At 70.1% G+C, this 16,971-nt stretch carries 15 protein-coding genes; 11 read left to right on the top strand and 4 right to left on the bottom strand.

What is annotated here, in order from left to right; all coding sequences use genetic code 11:
• Positions 1-402, top strand: coding sequence for an Rv2175c family DNA-binding protein (locus H7K45_RS24405; protein ID WP_263998634.1), 402 nt, complete (start codon positions 1-3; stop codon positions 400-402).
• Here H7K45_RS24405 and H7K45_RS24400 read toward each other — a convergent pair.
• The 4 genes from H7K45_RS24400 to H7K45_RS24385 all read right to left on the bottom strand — a co-directional run bounded on the left by H7K45_RS24400 (position 396) and on the right by H7K45_RS24385 (position 4,401).
• Positions 396-1,910: an alpha-(1->6)-mannopyranosyltransferase A gene (locus H7K45_RS24400; protein ID WP_263998633.1), complete on the bottom strand. Its 1,515-nt coding sequence runs from the start codon at positions 1,908-1,910 to the stop codon at positions 396-398. The genes H7K45_RS24405 and H7K45_RS24400 overlap by 7 nt on opposite strands.
• 5 nt (positions 1,911-1,915) lie before the next feature.
• Positions 1,916-3,010 carry a bifunctional (2E,6E)-farnesyl/geranyl diphosphate synthase gene (gene idsA2, locus H7K45_RS24395; RefSeq protein WP_308206439.1) on the bottom strand — a complete coding sequence of 365 codons (1,095 nt, stop codon included), beginning with the start codon at positions 3,008-3,010 and terminating at the stop codon, positions 1,916-1,918.
• 76 nt (positions 3,011-3,086) lie between these two features.
• Positions 3,087-3,707, bottom strand: a complete 621-nt coding sequence (locus H7K45_RS24390; protein WP_263999299.1) for an LppM family (lipo)protein — start codon at positions 3,705-3,707, stop codon at positions 3,087-3,089.
• Positions 3,708-3,801: 94 nt separating this feature from the next.
• Complete coding sequence (locus H7K45_RS24385) at positions 3,802-4,401, bottom strand: GNAT family N-acetyltransferase (protein WP_263999298.1); 600 nt, start codon at positions 4,399-4,401, stop codon at positions 3,802-3,804.
• Positions 4,402-4,671: 270 nt separating this feature from the next.
• Here H7K45_RS24385 and H7K45_RS24380 point away from each other — a divergent pair, with 270 nt between their 5' ends.
• From H7K45_RS24380 to murG, 10 genes are all read left to right on the top strand, one after another.
• The gene (locus H7K45_RS24380) at positions 4,672-5,073 is read left to right on the top strand and encodes an SCO2097 family morphological protein (RefSeq protein ID WP_263998631.1); all 402 of its coding nucleotides are present in this window, start codon (positions 4,672-4,674) and stop codon (positions 5,071-5,073) included.
• A gap of 359 nt (positions 5,074-5,432) precedes the next feature.
• Complete coding sequence (mraZ, locus tag H7K45_RS24375) at positions 5,433-5,864, top strand: division/cell wall cluster transcriptional repressor MraZ (protein ID WP_263998630.1); 432 nt, start codon at positions 5,433-5,435, stop codon at positions 5,862-5,864.
• Positions 5,839-7,011 carry a 16S rRNA (cytosine(1402)-N(4))-methyltransferase RsmH gene (rsmH, locus tag H7K45_RS24370; protein ID WP_263998629.1) on the top strand — a complete coding sequence of 391 codons (1,173 nt, stop codon included), beginning with the start codon at positions 5,839-5,841 and terminating at the stop codon, positions 7,009-7,011. Before mraZ ends, rsmH begins: the two co-directional genes overlap by 26 nt.
• On the top strand, positions 7,011-8,051 hold the full coding sequence (gene ftsL / locus H7K45_RS24365; protein WP_263998628.1) for a cell division protein FtsL: 1,041 nt from the start codon (positions 7,011-7,013) through the stop codon (positions 8,049-8,051). The genes rsmH and ftsL overlap by 1 nt, the downstream gene beginning before the upstream one ends.
• On the top strand, positions 8,048-9,922 hold the full coding sequence (locus H7K45_RS24360) for a peptidoglycan D,D-transpeptidase FtsI family protein (protein ID WP_263998627.1): 1,875 nt from the start codon (positions 8,048-8,050) through the stop codon (positions 9,920-9,922). Before ftsL ends, H7K45_RS24360 begins: the two co-directional genes overlap by 4 nt.
• 32 nt (positions 9,923-9,954) lie before the next feature.
• A complete protein-coding gene (locus tag H7K45_RS24355) occupies positions 9,955-11,478 on the top strand; it encodes a UDP-N-acetylmuramoyl-L-alanyl-D-glutamate--2,6-diaminopimelate ligase (RefSeq protein WP_372512633.1) in 1,524 nt (507 codons plus the stop codon).
• Between the two features lie 5 nt (positions 11,479-11,483).
• Positions 11,484-13,013, top strand: a complete 1,530-nt coding sequence (locus H7K45_RS24350; RefSeq protein WP_276070547.1) for a UDP-N-acetylmuramoyl-tripeptide--D-alanyl-D-alanine ligase — start codon at positions 11,484-11,486, stop codon at positions 13,011-13,013.
• Positions 13,010-14,089, top strand: a complete 1,080-nt coding sequence (gene mraY, locus H7K45_RS24345) for a phospho-N-acetylmuramoyl-pentapeptide-transferase (RefSeq protein ID WP_263998624.1) — start codon at positions 13,010-13,012, stop codon at positions 14,087-14,089. The genes H7K45_RS24350 and mraY overlap by 4 nt, the downstream gene beginning before the upstream one ends.
• A 139-nt stretch (positions 14,090-14,228) precedes the next feature.
• Positions 14,229-15,821, top strand: a complete 1,593-nt coding sequence (gene ftsW / locus H7K45_RS24340) for a putative lipid II flippase FtsW (protein ID WP_308206430.1) — start codon at positions 14,229-14,231, stop codon at positions 15,819-15,821.
• Positions 15,818-16,969 carry an undecaprenyldiphospho-muramoylpentapeptide beta-N-acetylglucosaminyltransferase gene (gene murG, locus H7K45_RS24335; protein ID WP_263998623.1) on the top strand — a complete coding sequence of 384 codons (1,152 nt, stop codon included), beginning with the start codon at positions 15,818-15,820 and terminating at the stop codon, positions 16,967-16,969. The genes ftsW and murG overlap by 4 nt, the downstream gene beginning before the upstream one ends.
• Positions 16,970-16,971 lie beyond the last annotated feature (2 nt).

Here is a 16,971-nt window from a genome sequence, read left to right as displayed (position 1 = left end):
GTGAGCAACATTCCGGCTGCGGACGACGTCCTGGACCCCGACGAAGCCGTCTACGACCTGCCCGCCGTGGCGTCCATCCTCGGCATCCCGGTGACCAAGGTGCACCAGCACCTGCGTCAGAAGCATCTGATCGGCGTGCGCCGCAATGGGGTGCTGGTGGTGCCGAAGATCTTCTTCGACGGCGGGCACGTGGTGAAGAGCCTGTCCGGTCTGCTCGTCGTGCTGCACGACGGCGGTTACAGCGAGACCGACATCGTGCGGTGGCTGTTCACCCCGGATGCGTCGCTGACGCTGAGCCGTGACGGCACCGGCGAGGTCGTGGAGAACGCGCGGCCGGTCGACGCGCTGCACTCGCATCAGGCGCGCGAGGTGGTGCGCCGCGCCCAGGCCATGGCCTACTGACGTTCGGCCGTCGCCGGTTGGGCAGACTTCGCCAGGGAGTACCACGCCACCACCGCGCAGGCGGTGGCCAGGCCGACGTGCAGCCAGGAGTACATGCCGTGTGAGCCGTCGGGTTTGAAGATCACCATGATCCACGTCGAGAAACCGGCGATCGCCGCGATGGCCCTGGTGCTCTGCGCCAGCGCCGACGCAATGGCCAGCGGCCAGGTGTAGTACCAGGGCAGCGCCGCAGGTACGAACAGCACCACTACGAGCATCGCCAGTGCGATACCCGTCAGCGCTTCGCGGTCGTCGTGGCGAAACCGCCACCACAGCAACGGAAGTGAGATCGCGATGATCGCCACACCCGCGATGCGCGTGACCTCGAGCACGGCGTAGAAGTTCACCGGGAAGAACAACCCGCCGACGGCGTTGACCAGGTTCGCCGTCGCGGTCGGCACGGTCAGCCAGTTGATGATCTTCACCGAGCCGGCGAGTGCGGTCAGCCACCCCAACCCGACACCGGCCAGCCACGACACGACCGCGAAGACCACCACGAAGATCAGCGCCGAGGCGCCGGTCGCGACGGCGAACGCGCGCACCGGCTTCAGCCCGCGCCCGTCTCTGAGGCGGTGGGTCCACATCCACACCATGAACGGCAGCGCGATACCCGCCGTCGCCTTCACCGCCACCGCGATCGCAATGAGACCCACGCCCCACACCGGTTTGTCCTGCAACGTCAGCGCGATCGCCGCCATCATCAGGCCGACCATCAGCATCTCGTTGTGAACGCCGCCCATCAGATGGATGATCACCAGCGGGTTGAGCACGCAGATCCACAGCGCGGCAGGCTCGTTGGCCCCGACGTGGCGGGCGATGCGCGGGGCGGCCCAGATCAGCAACACCAGACCGGGCAGCATGCACAGCCGCAGCAGCATGGTGCCCTCGATGACGTGGTCGCCGACGATCATGGTGACGAACTTGGCCACCAGGATGAACACCGGCCCGTACGGCGCCGTCGTCGTCGTCCAGATCGGACTCACGTTGTCCAACAACGGGTTGGGGTTCTCGATGGGTCCGACGACGTAGGGGTCGAAGCCGTCGCGCAGCAAGGCGCCCTGCGCCAGATACGAGTACGTGTCGCGGCTGAACACCGGCGCGCTCAACAGCAGTGGCGTCAACCAGAATCCGGTGGTGGCCACCATGGTGTACGTGCTGGCGGTCCGGTCGACGACCCGTCGGCCCAGCCAAAGCCAGGCGAACAGCATCGCCGCCACGCCACCCCACAGCAGCACCGACGAGAACACCAGTCCGTGCCCGAAGCGCAACCAGGACAGCTGAACCGACTCCAGCACCGGGTCGTGCAACCGGGTGCTACCTGCGCCGAGACCGCCGAGGGTGATGAGCACCGCGCCGAGGAAGCCGAGCCGGGCCGGTCGGCTCTCCGGCGAGGCGGCGAACGCGGTCAGCCGCGAAACTTGTCCGGCGACACGGGATTTCGGTTGGTGCGCGGCGGTCGGGGTCGTCATGGGCCTCAAGCGGTCCGGTTGGACGCCAATCTGGCGAGCTCGGCCAGACCGACCTTGGCGTCGGCGTCGACTGGCGCCGCGTCCAGCAGTGCCAGGGCCTGCCCGGTGAGGAGCTCGATGCGGGACTCGACCGCGGCGAGTGCGCCGACGGCCTCGATCGCCTGGCACAGCTCGCGGACGTCGGCCTCGGAGAGGTCGGTGCCGATCCCGGTGCGCAACATCTTGGCCGCCAACGGGTCCGAGGCGTCGGCCCGTGTGACGGCCTCCGCGAGCAGCACGGTGCGCTTGCCCGACCGCAGGTCGTCGCCGGAGGGCTTGCCGGTGACCGCGGGGTCGCCGAACACGCCGAGCACGTCGTCGCGCAACTGGAACGCCACGCCCAGGTCGGTGCCCACGCGATGGAACATGTCCTGCACGTCGGGCCGGTCGGCCGCCGCGGCCGCGCCCAATTGCAACGGGCGCGTCACCGTGTAGGAGGCGGTCTTGTAGGTGTTGACGTTCATCGCCGACTCGACCGTCTCGGCGCCGCTGGCCTCGGCGACGATATCGAGGAACTGCCCCCCGAGCACTTCGGTGCGGATGTCGGCCCACACTCGCTGGACGCGCTGGCGGGCGTCGTTCGGCAGGTCGGCGGAGGTGATGATGTCGTCGGCCCAGACCAGCGACAGGTCCCCGAGCAGGATGGCGGTTGACAGCCCGAACTGCTCGGAGGAGCCGTGCCAGTTGCGGTCCCGGTGCAGCTCGGCGAAGTGCCGGTGCACGGTCGGCAGGCCGCGCCGGGTGGCGGAGGCGTCGATGACGTCGTCGTGCACGAGGGCGCACGCGTGGAGCAGTTCCAGCGCGGAGAACAACAGCAGTTCGTCGGCGCCGGCGGTCCGACCCGCCGGCGCCACGGCCCGCCAGCCCCAGTAGGCGAAGGCGGGACGCAGCCGCTTGCCGCCGCGCAGCACGAATTCCTCGAGCGCGGCGGTCATCTCCGCGTAGTCGGCGCCGATGTAGGCGGCGTCGGCGCGGCGGGTCTGCAGGTAGTCGCGCAGTCGGTCGGTGACGGCGCTGGCGAGTTCGGGGGCCGAGGGGCCCGCGGCGGCGTTGAGGCTCAGTGCTCGCCCCTTTCACGTCGTGGAACGTTCAGCCTAGAGCCTTCAGGCAGGCCGGGAATCAGCGAGGGCGACGGGGTCATCGACGCGACTCGTGCGGGTTCGCCAAGACGGGGCTGCGGTCCCGGCTGGCCCACGCGACCCCACCGATGATGCCCGCGACCAGGAAGGCGGCGACGCCCAGCCAGATCGCCGCGCCGGTGAACGATCGGGCGCTGGGATCGGTGTAGCGGGCCTGGGCGTTCATGGTGGTGACCACACCCGGCTTGAGCGTCCACTGCACGACGTCGGAGGACACCTGCTCACCGTTGGTGGAGGTGACGTCGCCGGGGAAGGCGACGTTGAGCGACACGTCGGCGTCGGGGTCGTTGAGCGTGGTGAGGTCGGCGCGACCCTCGAGGATCACCAGGTCACCGGCCCGGCGTAGCGAGATGTCGACTCCGGCGGCGTCGGCGTTCATGTTGGCCAGCTGGGGCAACTCGGCGAACGTCAGGTCGGAGAAGACCGCCTGGCTCCCGACGTAGTCGTCACGCTCGTAGGGGGAGACCGCCACCTTCGTGGCGAAGGGCAGGCTGTTGAGCAGCTGCGGGCCCTTGTCGTTGGCGTCCCGTGGCTTGGCGGCGGCGATGATCTGTCCGGAGACCCGGTCGTCGGGCGAGACGGTGATCGAGGCCCGCACGCGTACGCAGCCCGCGATCATCGGCGCGAGGAGCACCAGCAAAAGCACGGCGAGCAGGCGTTTGCGGCGGGTCGGCACCCCGACATGGTGCCAGACCAATGCCGGAGGCGACGCACTACAGGGGCAGATCTCGGCCCAGGATGGCGAACGGCCGTGGATCACCGGCGAAGTGGTAGCCGCGGATGACGTCGGTGAAGCCGAGGCGCCGGTACAACCGCCAGGCCCGGTTGGCCTCCTCGTCGACCTCGGGGGTGGACAGCAGCACCTGAGGTTCGGTGCGGCCGGCAAGCAGGCGTCGGACCAGCGCCTCGCCCAGACCGCGGCCCTGAGCCCTCGGGTGGATGTGCACCTCGGTGAGCTCGAAGTAGTCGTTGGTCAACTCCGCGATCTCGGCCCGGTCGGCGCCGCCCCGTTCGAGGCCCTGCACGACCTGCTGCTGCCACCACTGATCGGGTGCGCCGCAATATCCGTAGGCCACCCCGAGCATGGGGGCTGCGGCCAGCGGCGGGGCGTCCGGGTCGTCCACGGCGTGGTCGGGGACCTCGACGGCGGCGACGGCCGTCCAGCCCCGGCGACGGATGTGCTCGAGCCACATCGAGGCGCGTTGGTCCTCGGTGCCGCGGGGGTAGCGCATGGCGTCGACGTAGATGCCGAGTGCGTCCCCGAGGCGCCTCTTCATGTCGCCGGGTGACAAGTCGATGAGGAACGTGGTCAACCTGTTGATGTCCTTCACGGTGTTGGCCGAATGGACGTCATTATCCGGTTAGTGACGCGGCATCTCGCCACCGGCGCTGGACGAACTATGATCGTGGTCTGACGTCGGTTCGGTGGGCAGCCTCGAAGTGACTCTCTGGAAGTAGGTGGTACGCGCCGGATTCTGCTCGTATCATGAAGGGCAGGTGCCCCGTGGTTTGCGGGAGTACGTATTTTGAACGCACGACCGTAAATTCGCGGTCGCAGCAGGGACTCGACATGGGAGGCGCGGATGCCACTCTCCGATCATGAGCAGCGCATGCTCGACCAGATCGAGAGCGCTCTCTATGCCGAGGATCCCAAGTTCGCGTCGAGTGTGCGCGGCGGGAACCTGCGGGCACCGTCGGCGCGGCGCCGACTGCAGGGCGCGGTGGTCTTCATCGTGGGTCTTGCGCTCCTCATCTGTGGTGTCGCCTTCCGGGCCACGCAGATCAGCGGCTTCCCGGTGTTGAGCGTGGTCGGATTCATCCTGATGTTCGGCGGCGTGGTCTACGCGATCACCGGACCCCGCGTGGCGGGTGCCCGTGACGGCGGCGCGCCGGAACACAATTCCGCGCAGCAGAAGCGAGCCAAGGGCAGTAATTCGTTCTCCAGCCGCATGGAGGAGAGGTTCCGCCGCCGCTTCGAGGAGTGACGCACGCGGCACCGTAAGGGCAGCTCCGTATGGAGCTGCCCTTTTTCTTTGCGTCCGACACGCCGTGACGGCCGGTATCGGTGGGTGAGCCGCCCTCCTTCCCCCACCCCGCCCCACCGCGGGTGGAAGGGGCTCTTAGCTGGCGTTTTCGTCTGCCAGCGCGTGGCCGCGGGCGATTGCACACCCCCTCGAGCGCACGTCCGTGGTGTCGAGTGGGGGATGACGCCTCACTTTTGCCCATGAATGGAGCAAAGTGGGGGATCGTGGGGTAATGTGGCGGACATCGGAGCGGCTAGGGCTCCGGATGGCGGGCAGAAGCGAAGCGACTCGGGACCCCTCGAGTGGTTGGAGGTGTCGGGATGTTCCTCGGCACCTACACGCCCAAGCTCGACGACAAGGGGCGGCTCACGCTGCCCGCCAAGTTCCGCGAAGCACTGGCAGGGGGGTTGATGGTCACCAAGAGCCAAGATCACAGCCTCGCCGTCTACCCACGGGCCGAGTTCGAGAAGCTCGCCCAACGAGCGGCGCAGGCGTCGAGGAGCAATCCCGACGCTCGGGCCTACCTGCGGTACCTCGCCGCGGCAACCGACGAGCAGCATCCCGACGCACAAGGCCGGATCACCCTGTCGGCCGACCACCGCCAGTACGCCGACCTGTCCAAGGACTGCGTGGTGATCGGATCGATCGACTACCTGGAGATCTGGGACGCCCACGCCTGGCAGGACTATCAGCAGACCCACGAAGAGAACTTCTCCGCGGCCAGCGATGACACCCTGCGCGACATCATCTAGCCCGCCCGTCGACCACGGCCCAGCCCTTGCAAGGTGGCCTCTGCCCGAACCGGCCCTGACGTACTTCCCCAACGCCAGGTACGCAATCTCGGACAGGGACCTCCCTGCAAGGGCGGCCACACGGGCACCCATCTCGAAGGACCCCGCCACTCCTTGCAAGGGCGCTGCCGTCATGCCTGAACATCCGCACGACCCGGTCCTGCTGGACCGGTGCGTCGAACTCCTCCTGCCCGCCCTGACCCGGCGCAGCGCCGACGGCACCGGAGCGGTCCTGGTCGACGCGACCCTTGGCGCCGGCGGCCACGCCGAACGCTTCCTGCGCCAGCTGCCCGGTCTTCGGCTGGTCGGCCTCGACCGCGACCGCACCGCCCTGGCGATCGCCGCCGAACGACTGGCTCCCTTCGCCGACCGAGTCGACTACGTCCAGACCCGGTATGACGGCTTCTGGGCGCAGGACACCGCGGTGGACGGGGTGCTGTTCGATCTCGGCGTCTCGTCGATGCAACTCGACCGTGCCGAGCGGGGTTTCTCCTATTCCCACGACGCGCCGCTGGACATGCGCATGGATCAGGACGCGCCGCTGACGGCCGCCGAGATCCTCAACACCTACGACAAGTCGGCCATCACGCGGATCCTGCAGGAGTTCGGCGAGGAGCGCTTCGCCAGCCGCATCGCGGGCGAGATCGTCCGGCGACGCGCCCGCAAGCCCTTCGAGACCACCGCCGAACTGGTCGAGTTGCTCTACGACGTCATCCCCATTCCCGCCCGCCGCACGGGCGGGCACCCGGGCAAGCGCACGTTCCAGGCGCTGCGCACCGCGGTCAACGGCGAGCTGGACTCGCTGCGCTCGGCCATCCCGTCGGCGCTGTCCGCCCTTCGCCTCGGTGGCCGGATCGTGGTGATGGCCTACCAGTCCCTCGAGGACCGGATCGTCAAGGGCGAATTCGCCGCTGCCACGGCGTCCCGCACCCCTGCCGGGCTGCCCATGGAACTTCCGGGCCACGAGCCGTACTTCGTCTCGCTGACCCGCGGCGCGGAGAAGGCCGGGGACGACGAGATCGCCCGCAACCCCCGTAGTGCATCCGTTCGGCTCCGCGCCCTCGAGAAGCAGACGTCGGACAAGTTCGTTGGAAGGGAAGGTTCGTGATGGCCAAGCGACGAGAAGCGGTGCGCGGCTCTGACGAACGCAAGCGCGTCAAGCGCAAGGCTGGTCGGCCACGCGAGGCCGTCGCCCAGCGGCGACCGGTCGACGCGCCGCAGCGCGGCCGCCGCAACACCAGGGAACAGCGCCCCGACACGTCGCGGCCGCACACCGGCCCGATGCCGCGGCCCGCCGAAGGTCCCGTGCGGCCGAAGAATGCCGCCCAGGCCAAGGCCCGCTCGAAGGCGCGCAAGGCCAAAGCCCCCAAGATCGTCCGCCCCCCGCTTCGGGAGCGCCTGCTGGTCAGGCTGGCGTCGATCGACCTCGATCCGCGGCGGTTCGTCACCCGCGTGCCATTCGTGGTGCTCGTCATCGGCGCGCTCGGCATCGGTCTTGGCGTCACGCTCTGGTTGTCGACCGACGCCGCCGAGCGGTCCTACGAACTGGGCCGCGCCCGTCAGGTCAACCAGGCCCTGATGCAGCAGAAGGACGGCCTCGAACGCGACGTTCTCGAGGCACAGGCCGCGCCGGCGCTGGCCGAGGCCGCGCGCAACCTCGGCATGATCCCGTCCCGCGACACCGCGCACCTGGTGCAAGACCCCACCGGCAACTGGATGGTCGTCGGCACCCCGAAGCCGGCCGAAGGCGTGCAACCGCCACCGCTGAACAGCCCGCTGCCCGACCCGAGCGCCGCACCGCCGGCGCCCCCCGCGGCGCCCGCGCCGCCGGCGCCGCGCGTGGTCGACCCCCGCGAGGTGACCGTGCACCTCCCGCCGCCGGGGACGGCGCTGCCCAACCCCGAGGTCCCCGTCGCCGGACAACCCGCCGTCCCGCTGCTGGCGCCCGTGCCGGGCCAGGTGCCCGTCCTCGGTCAGGTGCCCGTGCCGAACACCCTGCCGCCGGTCGACGTTCCACTGGCCGTCGCACCGGTCGACCCCGCGGCGCCGCATCTGGACTCCCCGCAGGGGGCGGCCCTCCCGGGACCCGTGCCCGCCGACCAAGCCGTCCCGCCCGCGCCCGTCGTCGTGCCAGGAGCCCCCACATGAGCCGACCCGGCACCCCCCACGCGGCCAACGAGCGCCGCATCCGCCAACCCGTCGCCGACGACGGTCCGCGCACCGCCACGTTCGGGTTCCGCCACCGCGTCGGAAACGGCGTGATCCTGCTGGTCCTCGTCATCGCGGCCGGCCAGCTCTTCATGCTGCAGGTGCCGCGTGCGGCGGGGTTGCGGGCTGAGGCCGCCAGCCAGCTCAAGGTCACCGACGTCGAGGCGGCCGTCCGCGGCAGCATCGTCGACCGCAACGACGACAAGCTGGCGTTCACCACCGAGGCTCGCGCGCTGACCTTCCAGCCCACCAAGATCCAGAAGCAACTCGTCGACGCCCAGGGCGTCAAGCCCGACGCACCCGATCCCGTCAAGAGACTCCGCGAGATCGCCAAGGGAGTGTCGGGCCTGCTGAATAACAAGCCCGACGCCGACACCCTCTACAAGAAGCTGGCAGGCAAGGACTCCTTCGTCTACCTGGCCCGTGCGGTCGACCCGGCGATTGCCGACGCCATCATCAGCAAGTACCCGGAGGTCGGCGCGGAGCGTCAAGACATCCGCCAGTACCCCGGTGGCTCACTGGCCGCCAACATCGTCGGCGGCATCGACTGGGACGGTCACGGACTGCTCGGTCTGGAGGACGCGCTGGACTCGAAGCTGGCGGGTACCGACGGCTCGGTGACCTACGACCGCGGCTCCGACGGCGTGGTGATCCCCGGCAGTTACCGCAACCGCCACGACGCGGTCAACGGGTCGACCGTGCAGCTCACCCTCGACGACGACATTCAGTTCTACGTCCAGCAGCAGGTGCAGCAGGCCAAGAACCTCTCCGGCGCGAAGTCGGTGTCGGCGGTGGTGCTCGACGCCAAGACCGGTGAGGTCATGGCGATGGCCAACAACGACACGTTCGACCCCAGCCAGGACATCGGCCGCCAGGAAGACCGCCAGCTCGGCAATCCGGCGGTGTCCTCACCGTTCGAGCCGGGCTCGGTCAACAAGATCATCACCGCGTCGACGGCCATCGAGAACGACCTGACCAACCCCGACGAGGTGCTCCAGGTGCCGGGGTCGATCAACATGGGCGGCGTCACCGTGCGGGACGCGTGGAGTCACGGCGTGATGCCGTACACGACCACCGGCGTCTTCGGGAAGTCCTCGAACGTGGGGACTCTGATGCTGGCCCAGCGGATCGGCCCCGAACGCTACGCGCAGATGCTCGACAAGTTCGGCCTCGGTCAGCGCACCGGCGTCGGCTTGCCCGGCGAGAGCGCCGGACTCGTTCCGCCGATCGACCAGTGGTCGGGCAGCTCGTTCGCCAACCTGCCCATCGGCCAGGGTCTTTCGATGACGCTGCTGCAGATGACGGGGATGTACCAGGCGATCGCCAACGACGGCGTGCGCATTCCGCCGCGCATCCTCAAGGCCACCATCGCCGCGGACGGCACCCGCACCGAGGAGCCGCGGCCGGAAGGTGTCCGCGTGGTGAACCCGGGGACCGCGCAGGCGGTGCGAAACATGTTGCGCGCCACCATCCAGAAGGATCCCACCGGCGTGCAGCAGGGCACCGGGTCCGGTGCCGCGGTCGAGGGCTATCAGATCGCGGGCAAGACGGGCACCGCGCAGCAAATCAATCCCGCCTGCGGTTGCTACTTCGACGACGTCTACTGGATCACCTTCGCGGCGATGGTGCCTGCCGACGACCCGCGCTACGTGGTCGGCGTGATGATGGACAACCCGCACCGCACCGCCGACGGGTCACCGGGAACCACCGCGGCACCGCTGATCCACAACCTGTCGGCGTGGCTGCTGCAGCGTGAGAACGTGCCGCTCTCACCCGACCCGGGTCCCAAGCTCGTCCTCCAGGCTGACTGACGGTCGGTCCGAACCGCGGCCGCTAAGGTGTCATGGCCATGAACTTGCGTCCCTCGAGTCCCGTCGGTGACGACCTCGCCGCAGTGGGTCGACGCGTGCACGCCGTCCTCCGGGGTGGTTCGGAAGGCACGCGGATCACCGGGGTGACGCTGCGCAGCCACGACGTCCAGCCCGGAGATCTGTTCGCCGCGCTGCCCGGAGCGAAGGTCCACGGCGCGAAGTTCGCCGCCGACGCCGTGGGTCGGGGCGCCGTCGCGGTGCTCACCGACGAGGCCGGTGCCCAGGTGATGGCGGGTGTCACGGGCGTCCCCGTGCTGGTGCACCCCGCGCCGAGGACGGTGCTCGGCGACGTCGCCGCCGCCGTGTACGGCAGGCCTTCGGAGCAGATGCGCGTCATCGGGGTCACCGGCACCTCCGGCAAGACCACCACCACCTATCTGGTGGAGGCGGGACTGCGCGCCGCGGGTCGCGTCGCGGGGCTCGTCGGCTCGGTGGGCATCCGCGTCGACGGTCGTGACGAGCCCAGTGCCCTGACCACCCCGGAGGCGCCCGACCTGCAGGCCTTGTTCGCGGTGATGCTGGAGCGGGGCATCGACACCGTGGTGATGGAGGTGTCCAGCCACGCCCTGACACTGGGCCGGGTGGACGCCGTGCACTTCGCCGTCGGCGGGTTCACCAACCTGTCGCGAGACCACCTCGACTTCCATCCGACGATGGCGGACTACCTCGACGCCAAGGCCAAGCTGTTCGAACCGGAGTCCTCGACGCACGCCGACCTGTCGGTGGTGTGCGTCGACGACGACGGCGGCCGCTCGATCGCCGCCCGCGCCGAGCGACCGGTGACGGTCAGTGTGGCCGGACACGAGGCCGACTGGCGCGCCGAGGACGTGCGCACCCTCGACGGCGGGGGACAGGAGTTCCTCGCCGTGGACCCGGCGGGCGTGCACCACCGTCTGCGGATCGGTGTGCCCGGACGCTTCAACGTCGCCAACACGCTGCTCGCCGCGGCGCTGCTCGACGCGGTCGGGGTGTCACCCGAGCAGGCGGCGCCCGGTCTGCGGACGGCGACGGTGCCGGGGCGGCTTCAGCCCGTCGACCGGGGACAGGACTTCCTCGCCGTCGTGGACTACGCGCACAAGCCCGGTGCCCTGCGGGCCGTGCTGGAGACGCTGCGCGCACAGTCACGCGGCCGGATCGCGGTGGTCGTCGGGGCGGGTGGCAACCGCGACCCCGGCAAGAGGGGGCCCATGGGAGAGGTGGCCGCCGAACTGGCCGACCTGGTCGTCGTCACCGACGACAACCCCCGCGACGAGGATCCCGCCGACATCAGGGCGGCGGTCGTGGCAGGCGCCGCAGGCGGCCGGGCCCTGGTCGAGGAGATCGGCGACCGTGCGGCGGCCATCGACTTCGCCGTCCGCTGGGCCGGTGCGGGTGACGTCGTGTTGGTGGCGGGCAAGGGACACGAGACAGGCCAGACCAGCCACGGTCGAACCCGGCCGTTCGACGACCGCGACGAGGTAGCTCGGGCGCTGACCGCACTGGGGGTGACGCCGTGATCGCCATGTCCCTGGCCCGGATCGCCGAGATCGTCGGCGGCGAGTTGGCCGACGTCTCGGCCGAGGACGCCGCGTCGACCGTCGTCACCGGCTCGGTCGAATTCGACTCCCGTGCCTTGACCCCCGGCGGGTTGTTCCTGGCGCTGCCCGGGGCGCGGTCGGACGGCCACGACTTCGCCGCGGCAGCGGTCGCGGCGGGCGCGGTCGGCGTCCTCGCCGCGCGCCCGGTCGGGGTGCCCGCGGTCGTGGTGCGGCCCGACGACGCGCCTGCCGACAGCGGTGCCAGCGTGCTGGAGTTCGACGCCGACGGGTCCGGTGCCGCGGTGCTCGCGGCGCTGGCCAAACTGGCCGCCGCGGTGGCCGCCGAACTGGTCGCCGGGGGACTCGTCGTCGTCGGGGTGACCGGATCCTCGGGCAAGACCTCGACCAAGGATCTGCTGGCGGCGGTGCTCGCGCCGTTGGGCTCGGTGATCGCGCCGCCCGGCTCCTTCAACAACGAACTCGGGCACCCGTGGACGGTGCTGCGCGCGACAGCCGACACCGACTACCTGGTGCTGGAGATGTCGGCCCGCCACCGCGGAAACATCGCCGCCCTGGCCCGCATCGCGCAGCCGTCGATCGCGGCGGTGCTCAACGTCGGCACCGCCCACCTCGGTGAGTTCGGGTCGCGGGAGGCCATTGCCGAGACGAAGGCCGAACTGCCGCAATCGGTTCCGGCCTCGGGGGTAGTGATCCTCAACGCCGACGACCCGGTGGTGGACGCCATGGCCGCCACGACCGCGGCGCGCGTCGTGCGGGTGGGCCGGTCCTCGGGCGCCGACGTGTGGGCCGGTGACGTCGTCCTCGACGACCTGGCCAGGGCGCGTTTCACGTTGCATGCCGGTGGCGCCTCGACCGAGGTGGCGCTCGCCGTGCACGGCGACCATCAGGTGTCCAACGCCCTCGCGGCGGCGGCCGTCGCGCTGGAGTGCGGCGCGAGCCTGGACCAAGTCCGGGAGGCGCTGGCGTCGGCCGGGCCGGTGTCCCAGCACCGGATGCAGATCGGCACCCGGGCCGACGGCGTGACGATCGTCAACGACGCCTACAACGCCAACCCCGATTCGATGCGCGCGGGTCTGAAGGCCCTGGCGTGGATGGCCCGCGGCGGCGCCGACGGTGACGGCCGGCGCCGGAGTTGGGCGGTGCTGGGGGAGATGGGCGAACTCGGTGACGACGCGATCGCCGAGCACGATGCCATCGGGCGGTTGGCCGTGCGCTTAGATGTGTCACGACTGGTCGTCGTCGGAACCGGGAGGGCAATGAGCGCCATGCACCACGGGGCCGTGATGGAGGGGTCATGGGGCAGTGAGTCCGTCATGGTCGACGACGTCGACGCCGCTCTGGCGTTGCTGGGCGAGGAACTCGAGCCAGGGGACGTGGTGTTGGTGAAGGCCTCGAAGTCCGCGGGCCTGGCCGCGCTGGCCGAGAAACTTGCCGGCGGGCAGGAGCGCAGCGACTCGGGGAATGTGACAAGCGAGCAGGACCCGACCGGATGAGGCAGATTCTCATCGCCGTCGGCATCGCCCTCGCCGTGTCGATCCTGTTGACGCCGGTCTTGATCCGCGTCTTCACCCGGCAGGGTTTCGGTCACGAGATCCGCGAGGACGGTCCGCCCAGTCACCACAAGAAGCGCGGCACCCCGTCGATGGGTGGCGTGGCCATCCTGGCGGGCATCTGGGCGGGGTACCTCGGCACGCACCTCGTCGGCTTGGTCATCGACGGCGAGGGTCCCTCGGCGTCGGGCCTGCTGGTGCTGGGCCTGGCGACGGCCCTGGGTGCGGTCGGCTTCGTCGACGATCTGATCAAGATTCGCCGGGCCCGCAACCTGGGCCTGAACAAGACCGCCAAGACGGTCGGTCAGTTGGTCGCCGCGGTGCTGTTCGGCGTGCTGGTGCTGCAGTTCCGCAACGCCGACGGTTTGACGCCGGGCAGCCCGGAGTTGTCCTACGTCCGCGAGATCGCGACCGTGACGCTGGCGCCCGCGATCTTCGTGCTGTTCTGCGTCGTGCTGGTCAGCGCATGGTCCAACGCGGTGAACTTCACCGACGGGCTCGACGGCCTGGCGGCCGGGGCGATGGCGATGGTGACGGCGGCCTACGTGATCATCACCTTCTGGCAGTTTCGCAACGCGTGCGCCTTCAGTCCTGGCCTCGGCTGTTACAACGTCCGCGATCCGCTGGACTTGGCGTTGGTGGCCGCGGCCGCAGCCGGCGCCTGCATCGGCTTCCTGTGGTGGAACGCCGCTCCGGCCAAGATCTTCATGGGCGACACCGGATCCCTTGCCCTGGGCGGGGTCATCGCGGGCCTGTCGGTCACCAGTCGCACCGAGATGCTGGCCATCGTGCTGGGAGCGCTCTTCGTGGCCGAGGTCACGTCGGTGGTGGTGCAGATCCTGGCGTTCCGGACGACGGGCCGCCGGGTGTTTCGGATGGCGCCGTTCCATCATCACTTCGAGCTGGTCGGGTGGGCCGAGACCACGGTCATCATCCGATTTTGGCTGCTCACGGCCATTGCCTGCGGTCTTGGCGTGGCGCTGTTCTACAGCGAGTGGCTGGCCACGGTCGGGGCCTAGCCGGGTCTCGACTTCGGCGACACGCGCCGGATGTCCGCCCACCTCGGCCCGTGACGGGGGAGGATTCTGGGGTGTCAGTGACGAATGAGCCTGCAGTTACGAATGTGACTGATGTGACGAACGTGGCACGGTACCCGCGGTGACCAACCCCTTCGCCAAGTTACGACGCAGCAAACCCCACTCCGGAAACCCCGTCGTCGCCGACACCGTCCCCCGCACCCGCTTCGGCGCCTGGCTGGGTCGCCCCATGACGTCGTTCCACCTGGTCATCGCCGTCGCGGCCCTGCTGGTCACCCTCGGCCTGATCATGGTGCTGTCGGCCTCCGGCGTGCACTCATACGACGAGGACGGCTCGCCCTGGGCGATCTTCGCCAAACAGGTCCTCTGGACCGTCGTCGGCCTGGTGGCGTTCTACATCGCCCTGCGCACGCCGGTGGCCTTCATGCGCAAGGTGGCCTTCCCCGGCTTCATCTTCACCATCTTCCTGCTGGTCCTGGTGCTCATCCCGGGTATCGGCAAGGAGTCCAACGGTTCCCGCGGTTGGTTCGTCGTCGCCGGCTTCTCGATGCAGCCCTCCGAGCTGGCCAAGATCGCCTTCGCCATCTGGGGTGCGCATCTGCTCGCCGCCCGCCGCATGGAGCGCGCCACGGTGCGCGAGATGTTGTTCCCCCTGGTGCCGGGCGCGGTGGTGGCCCTGATGCTCATCGTCATGCAGCCCGACCTCGGCCAGACGGTCTCGCTCGGCATCATCCTGCTCGGGCTGCTCTGGTATGCCGGTCTGCCCCTGCGCATCTTCGCGACCTCGCTGATCGCCGTCGTGATAGCCGCGGGCATCCTCGCCGTCTCGGCGGGCTACCGGTCCGACCGGGTGCAGTCCTGGCTGAACCCGGGCGCCGACTCGCAGGGCTCGGGTTATCAGTCGCGGCAGGCGCGCTACGCCCTGGCCAACGGCGGCATCTTCGGCGACGGGCTCGGGCAGGGCACCGCCAAGTGGAACTACCTGCCCAACGCCCACAACGACTTCATCTTCGCCATCATCGGCGAGGAGCTCGGCCTCGTCGGCGCGGTGGGGCTGCTGTGCCTGTTCGGCCTCTTCGCCTACACCGGGATGCGCATCGCCCGGCGCTCGGCGGACCCGTTCCTGCGGCTGCTGACCGCCACGACCACGCTGTGGGTGCTCGGTCAGGCGTTCATCAACGTCGGCTACGTCGTCGGTCTTCTTCCGGTCACCGGCCTGCAGCTGCCGCTGATATCGGCGGGCGGCACGTCCACGGCGACGACGCTGTTCATGCTGGGCATCATCACCAACGCCGCGAGACACGAACCGGAGGCCGTCGCCGCGCTGCGGGCCGGTCGGGAGGACCGGTTCAACCGGCTGCTCCGCCTGCCGCTGCCCGAGCCCTACGTGCCGTCGCGGCTGGAGTCCGCCCGGGATCGGCTGCGGACGCGCCCCGAGAAGCGCCCGCCGCCCAAGCCGACGCCACCGCGGCCCAGCGCCAAGAAGCCCAAGCAGAAGGCCAACGTCAAGACCAAGGTCAACACCAAGGTCAAGGTGTCCGATCCGAAGGCCGGTAGGAGGGGCAGGCCCACGCGTGTCCGCACCGCAGAGGATCGCAGGCGCGGTTCGGCCGAGCCGGTCGGCAGGACGGCCAAGGGCACAGGGCATCATGGAGACCGTCAGCATCAGCCGAGCCGTCGAGCTCGCCCCTTGGAAGGCCAGCGTTACGGGTGATCGACCCTGATGTGCCGGGCCCCGGCGGGCAGGTCTCCGTCGTCCTCGCAGGCGGTGGCACCGCCGGTCACATCGAGCCCGCCATGGCCGTCGCCGACGCCCTGGTCGCGCTCGACCCCACGGTGCGGATCACAGCCCTAGGCACGACGCGCGGCCTCGAAACGCGGCTGGTGCCCGAGCGGGGTTACGACCTCGAGCTGATCACGCCCGTCCCGTTCCCGCGCAAACCCAGCGGTGACCTGGTCCGGCTCCCGCTGCGGGTCCGGTCGGCGGTCCGGCAGACGCGGGCGATCCTCGACGCCGTCCGCGCCGACGTGGTGGTCGGCTTCGGCGGTTACGTCGCCCTGCCTGCGTACCTGGCCGCGCGAGGTGGTGCGTCGCGACGCTCCGCCATACCCGTGGTCATCCACGAGGCCAACGCCCGTGCCGGCTGGGCTAACCGGGTGGGCGCCCGCTCGGCGCGGCGCGTGCTCGCCGCGACGTCCGACCCTGGACTCGGGCGTCGCGTCGAGGTGGTCGGCGTCCCGGTCCGCGAGTCCATCACGTCCCTGGACCGCATGGCCTTGCGCGCCGAGGCCCGGGCGCACTTCGGCTTCGCCGACGACGACCGGGTGCTGCTGGTCTTCGGTGGCTCCCAGGGGGCGCAGTCGCTCAACCGTGCCGTGTCCGGGGCGGCCGCGGAACTCGCCGCGGCCGGTATCGCGGTGCTGCACGCGCACGGTCCGAAGAACGTCCTGCAGCTTCGCGTGCCTGCGGTGGGGGATCGCCCCTACGTGGCGGTGCCGTATCTGAGTCGAATGGATCTGGCCTATGCGGCCGCCGATCTGGTGATCTGCCGCTCGGGTGCGATGACCGTCGCCGAGGTGACCGCCGTGGGCCTGCCCGCGGTGTACGTCCCGTTGCCGATCGGCAACGGCGAGCAGCGGCTCAACGCGCTGCCCGTCGTCGGCGCAGGCGGCGGCCTCCTGATCGCCGATGCCGATCTGACATCCGAATTCATCATCGAGACCGTGCGCGTGCTGCTGTCGGACCCGCCGAGGTTGACGGCCATGACGGCGGCTGCCACGCTCGCCGGGCATCGTGACGCCGCCCGCCGGGTCGCCGAGGTGGCACTCGCGGCCGTCACCGAGCAACGGAGCGCGCGATGACC

This window comes from Mycobacterium yunnanensis, assembly GCF_025823185.1.
Classification (GTDB): domain Bacteria; phylum Actinomycetota; class Actinomycetes; order Mycobacteriales; family Mycobacteriaceae; genus Mycobacterium; species Mycobacterium yunnanensis.
Note: the sequence above shows the minus strand (reverse complement) of the source record. Positions and strands in the feature narration are given on the sequence as shown.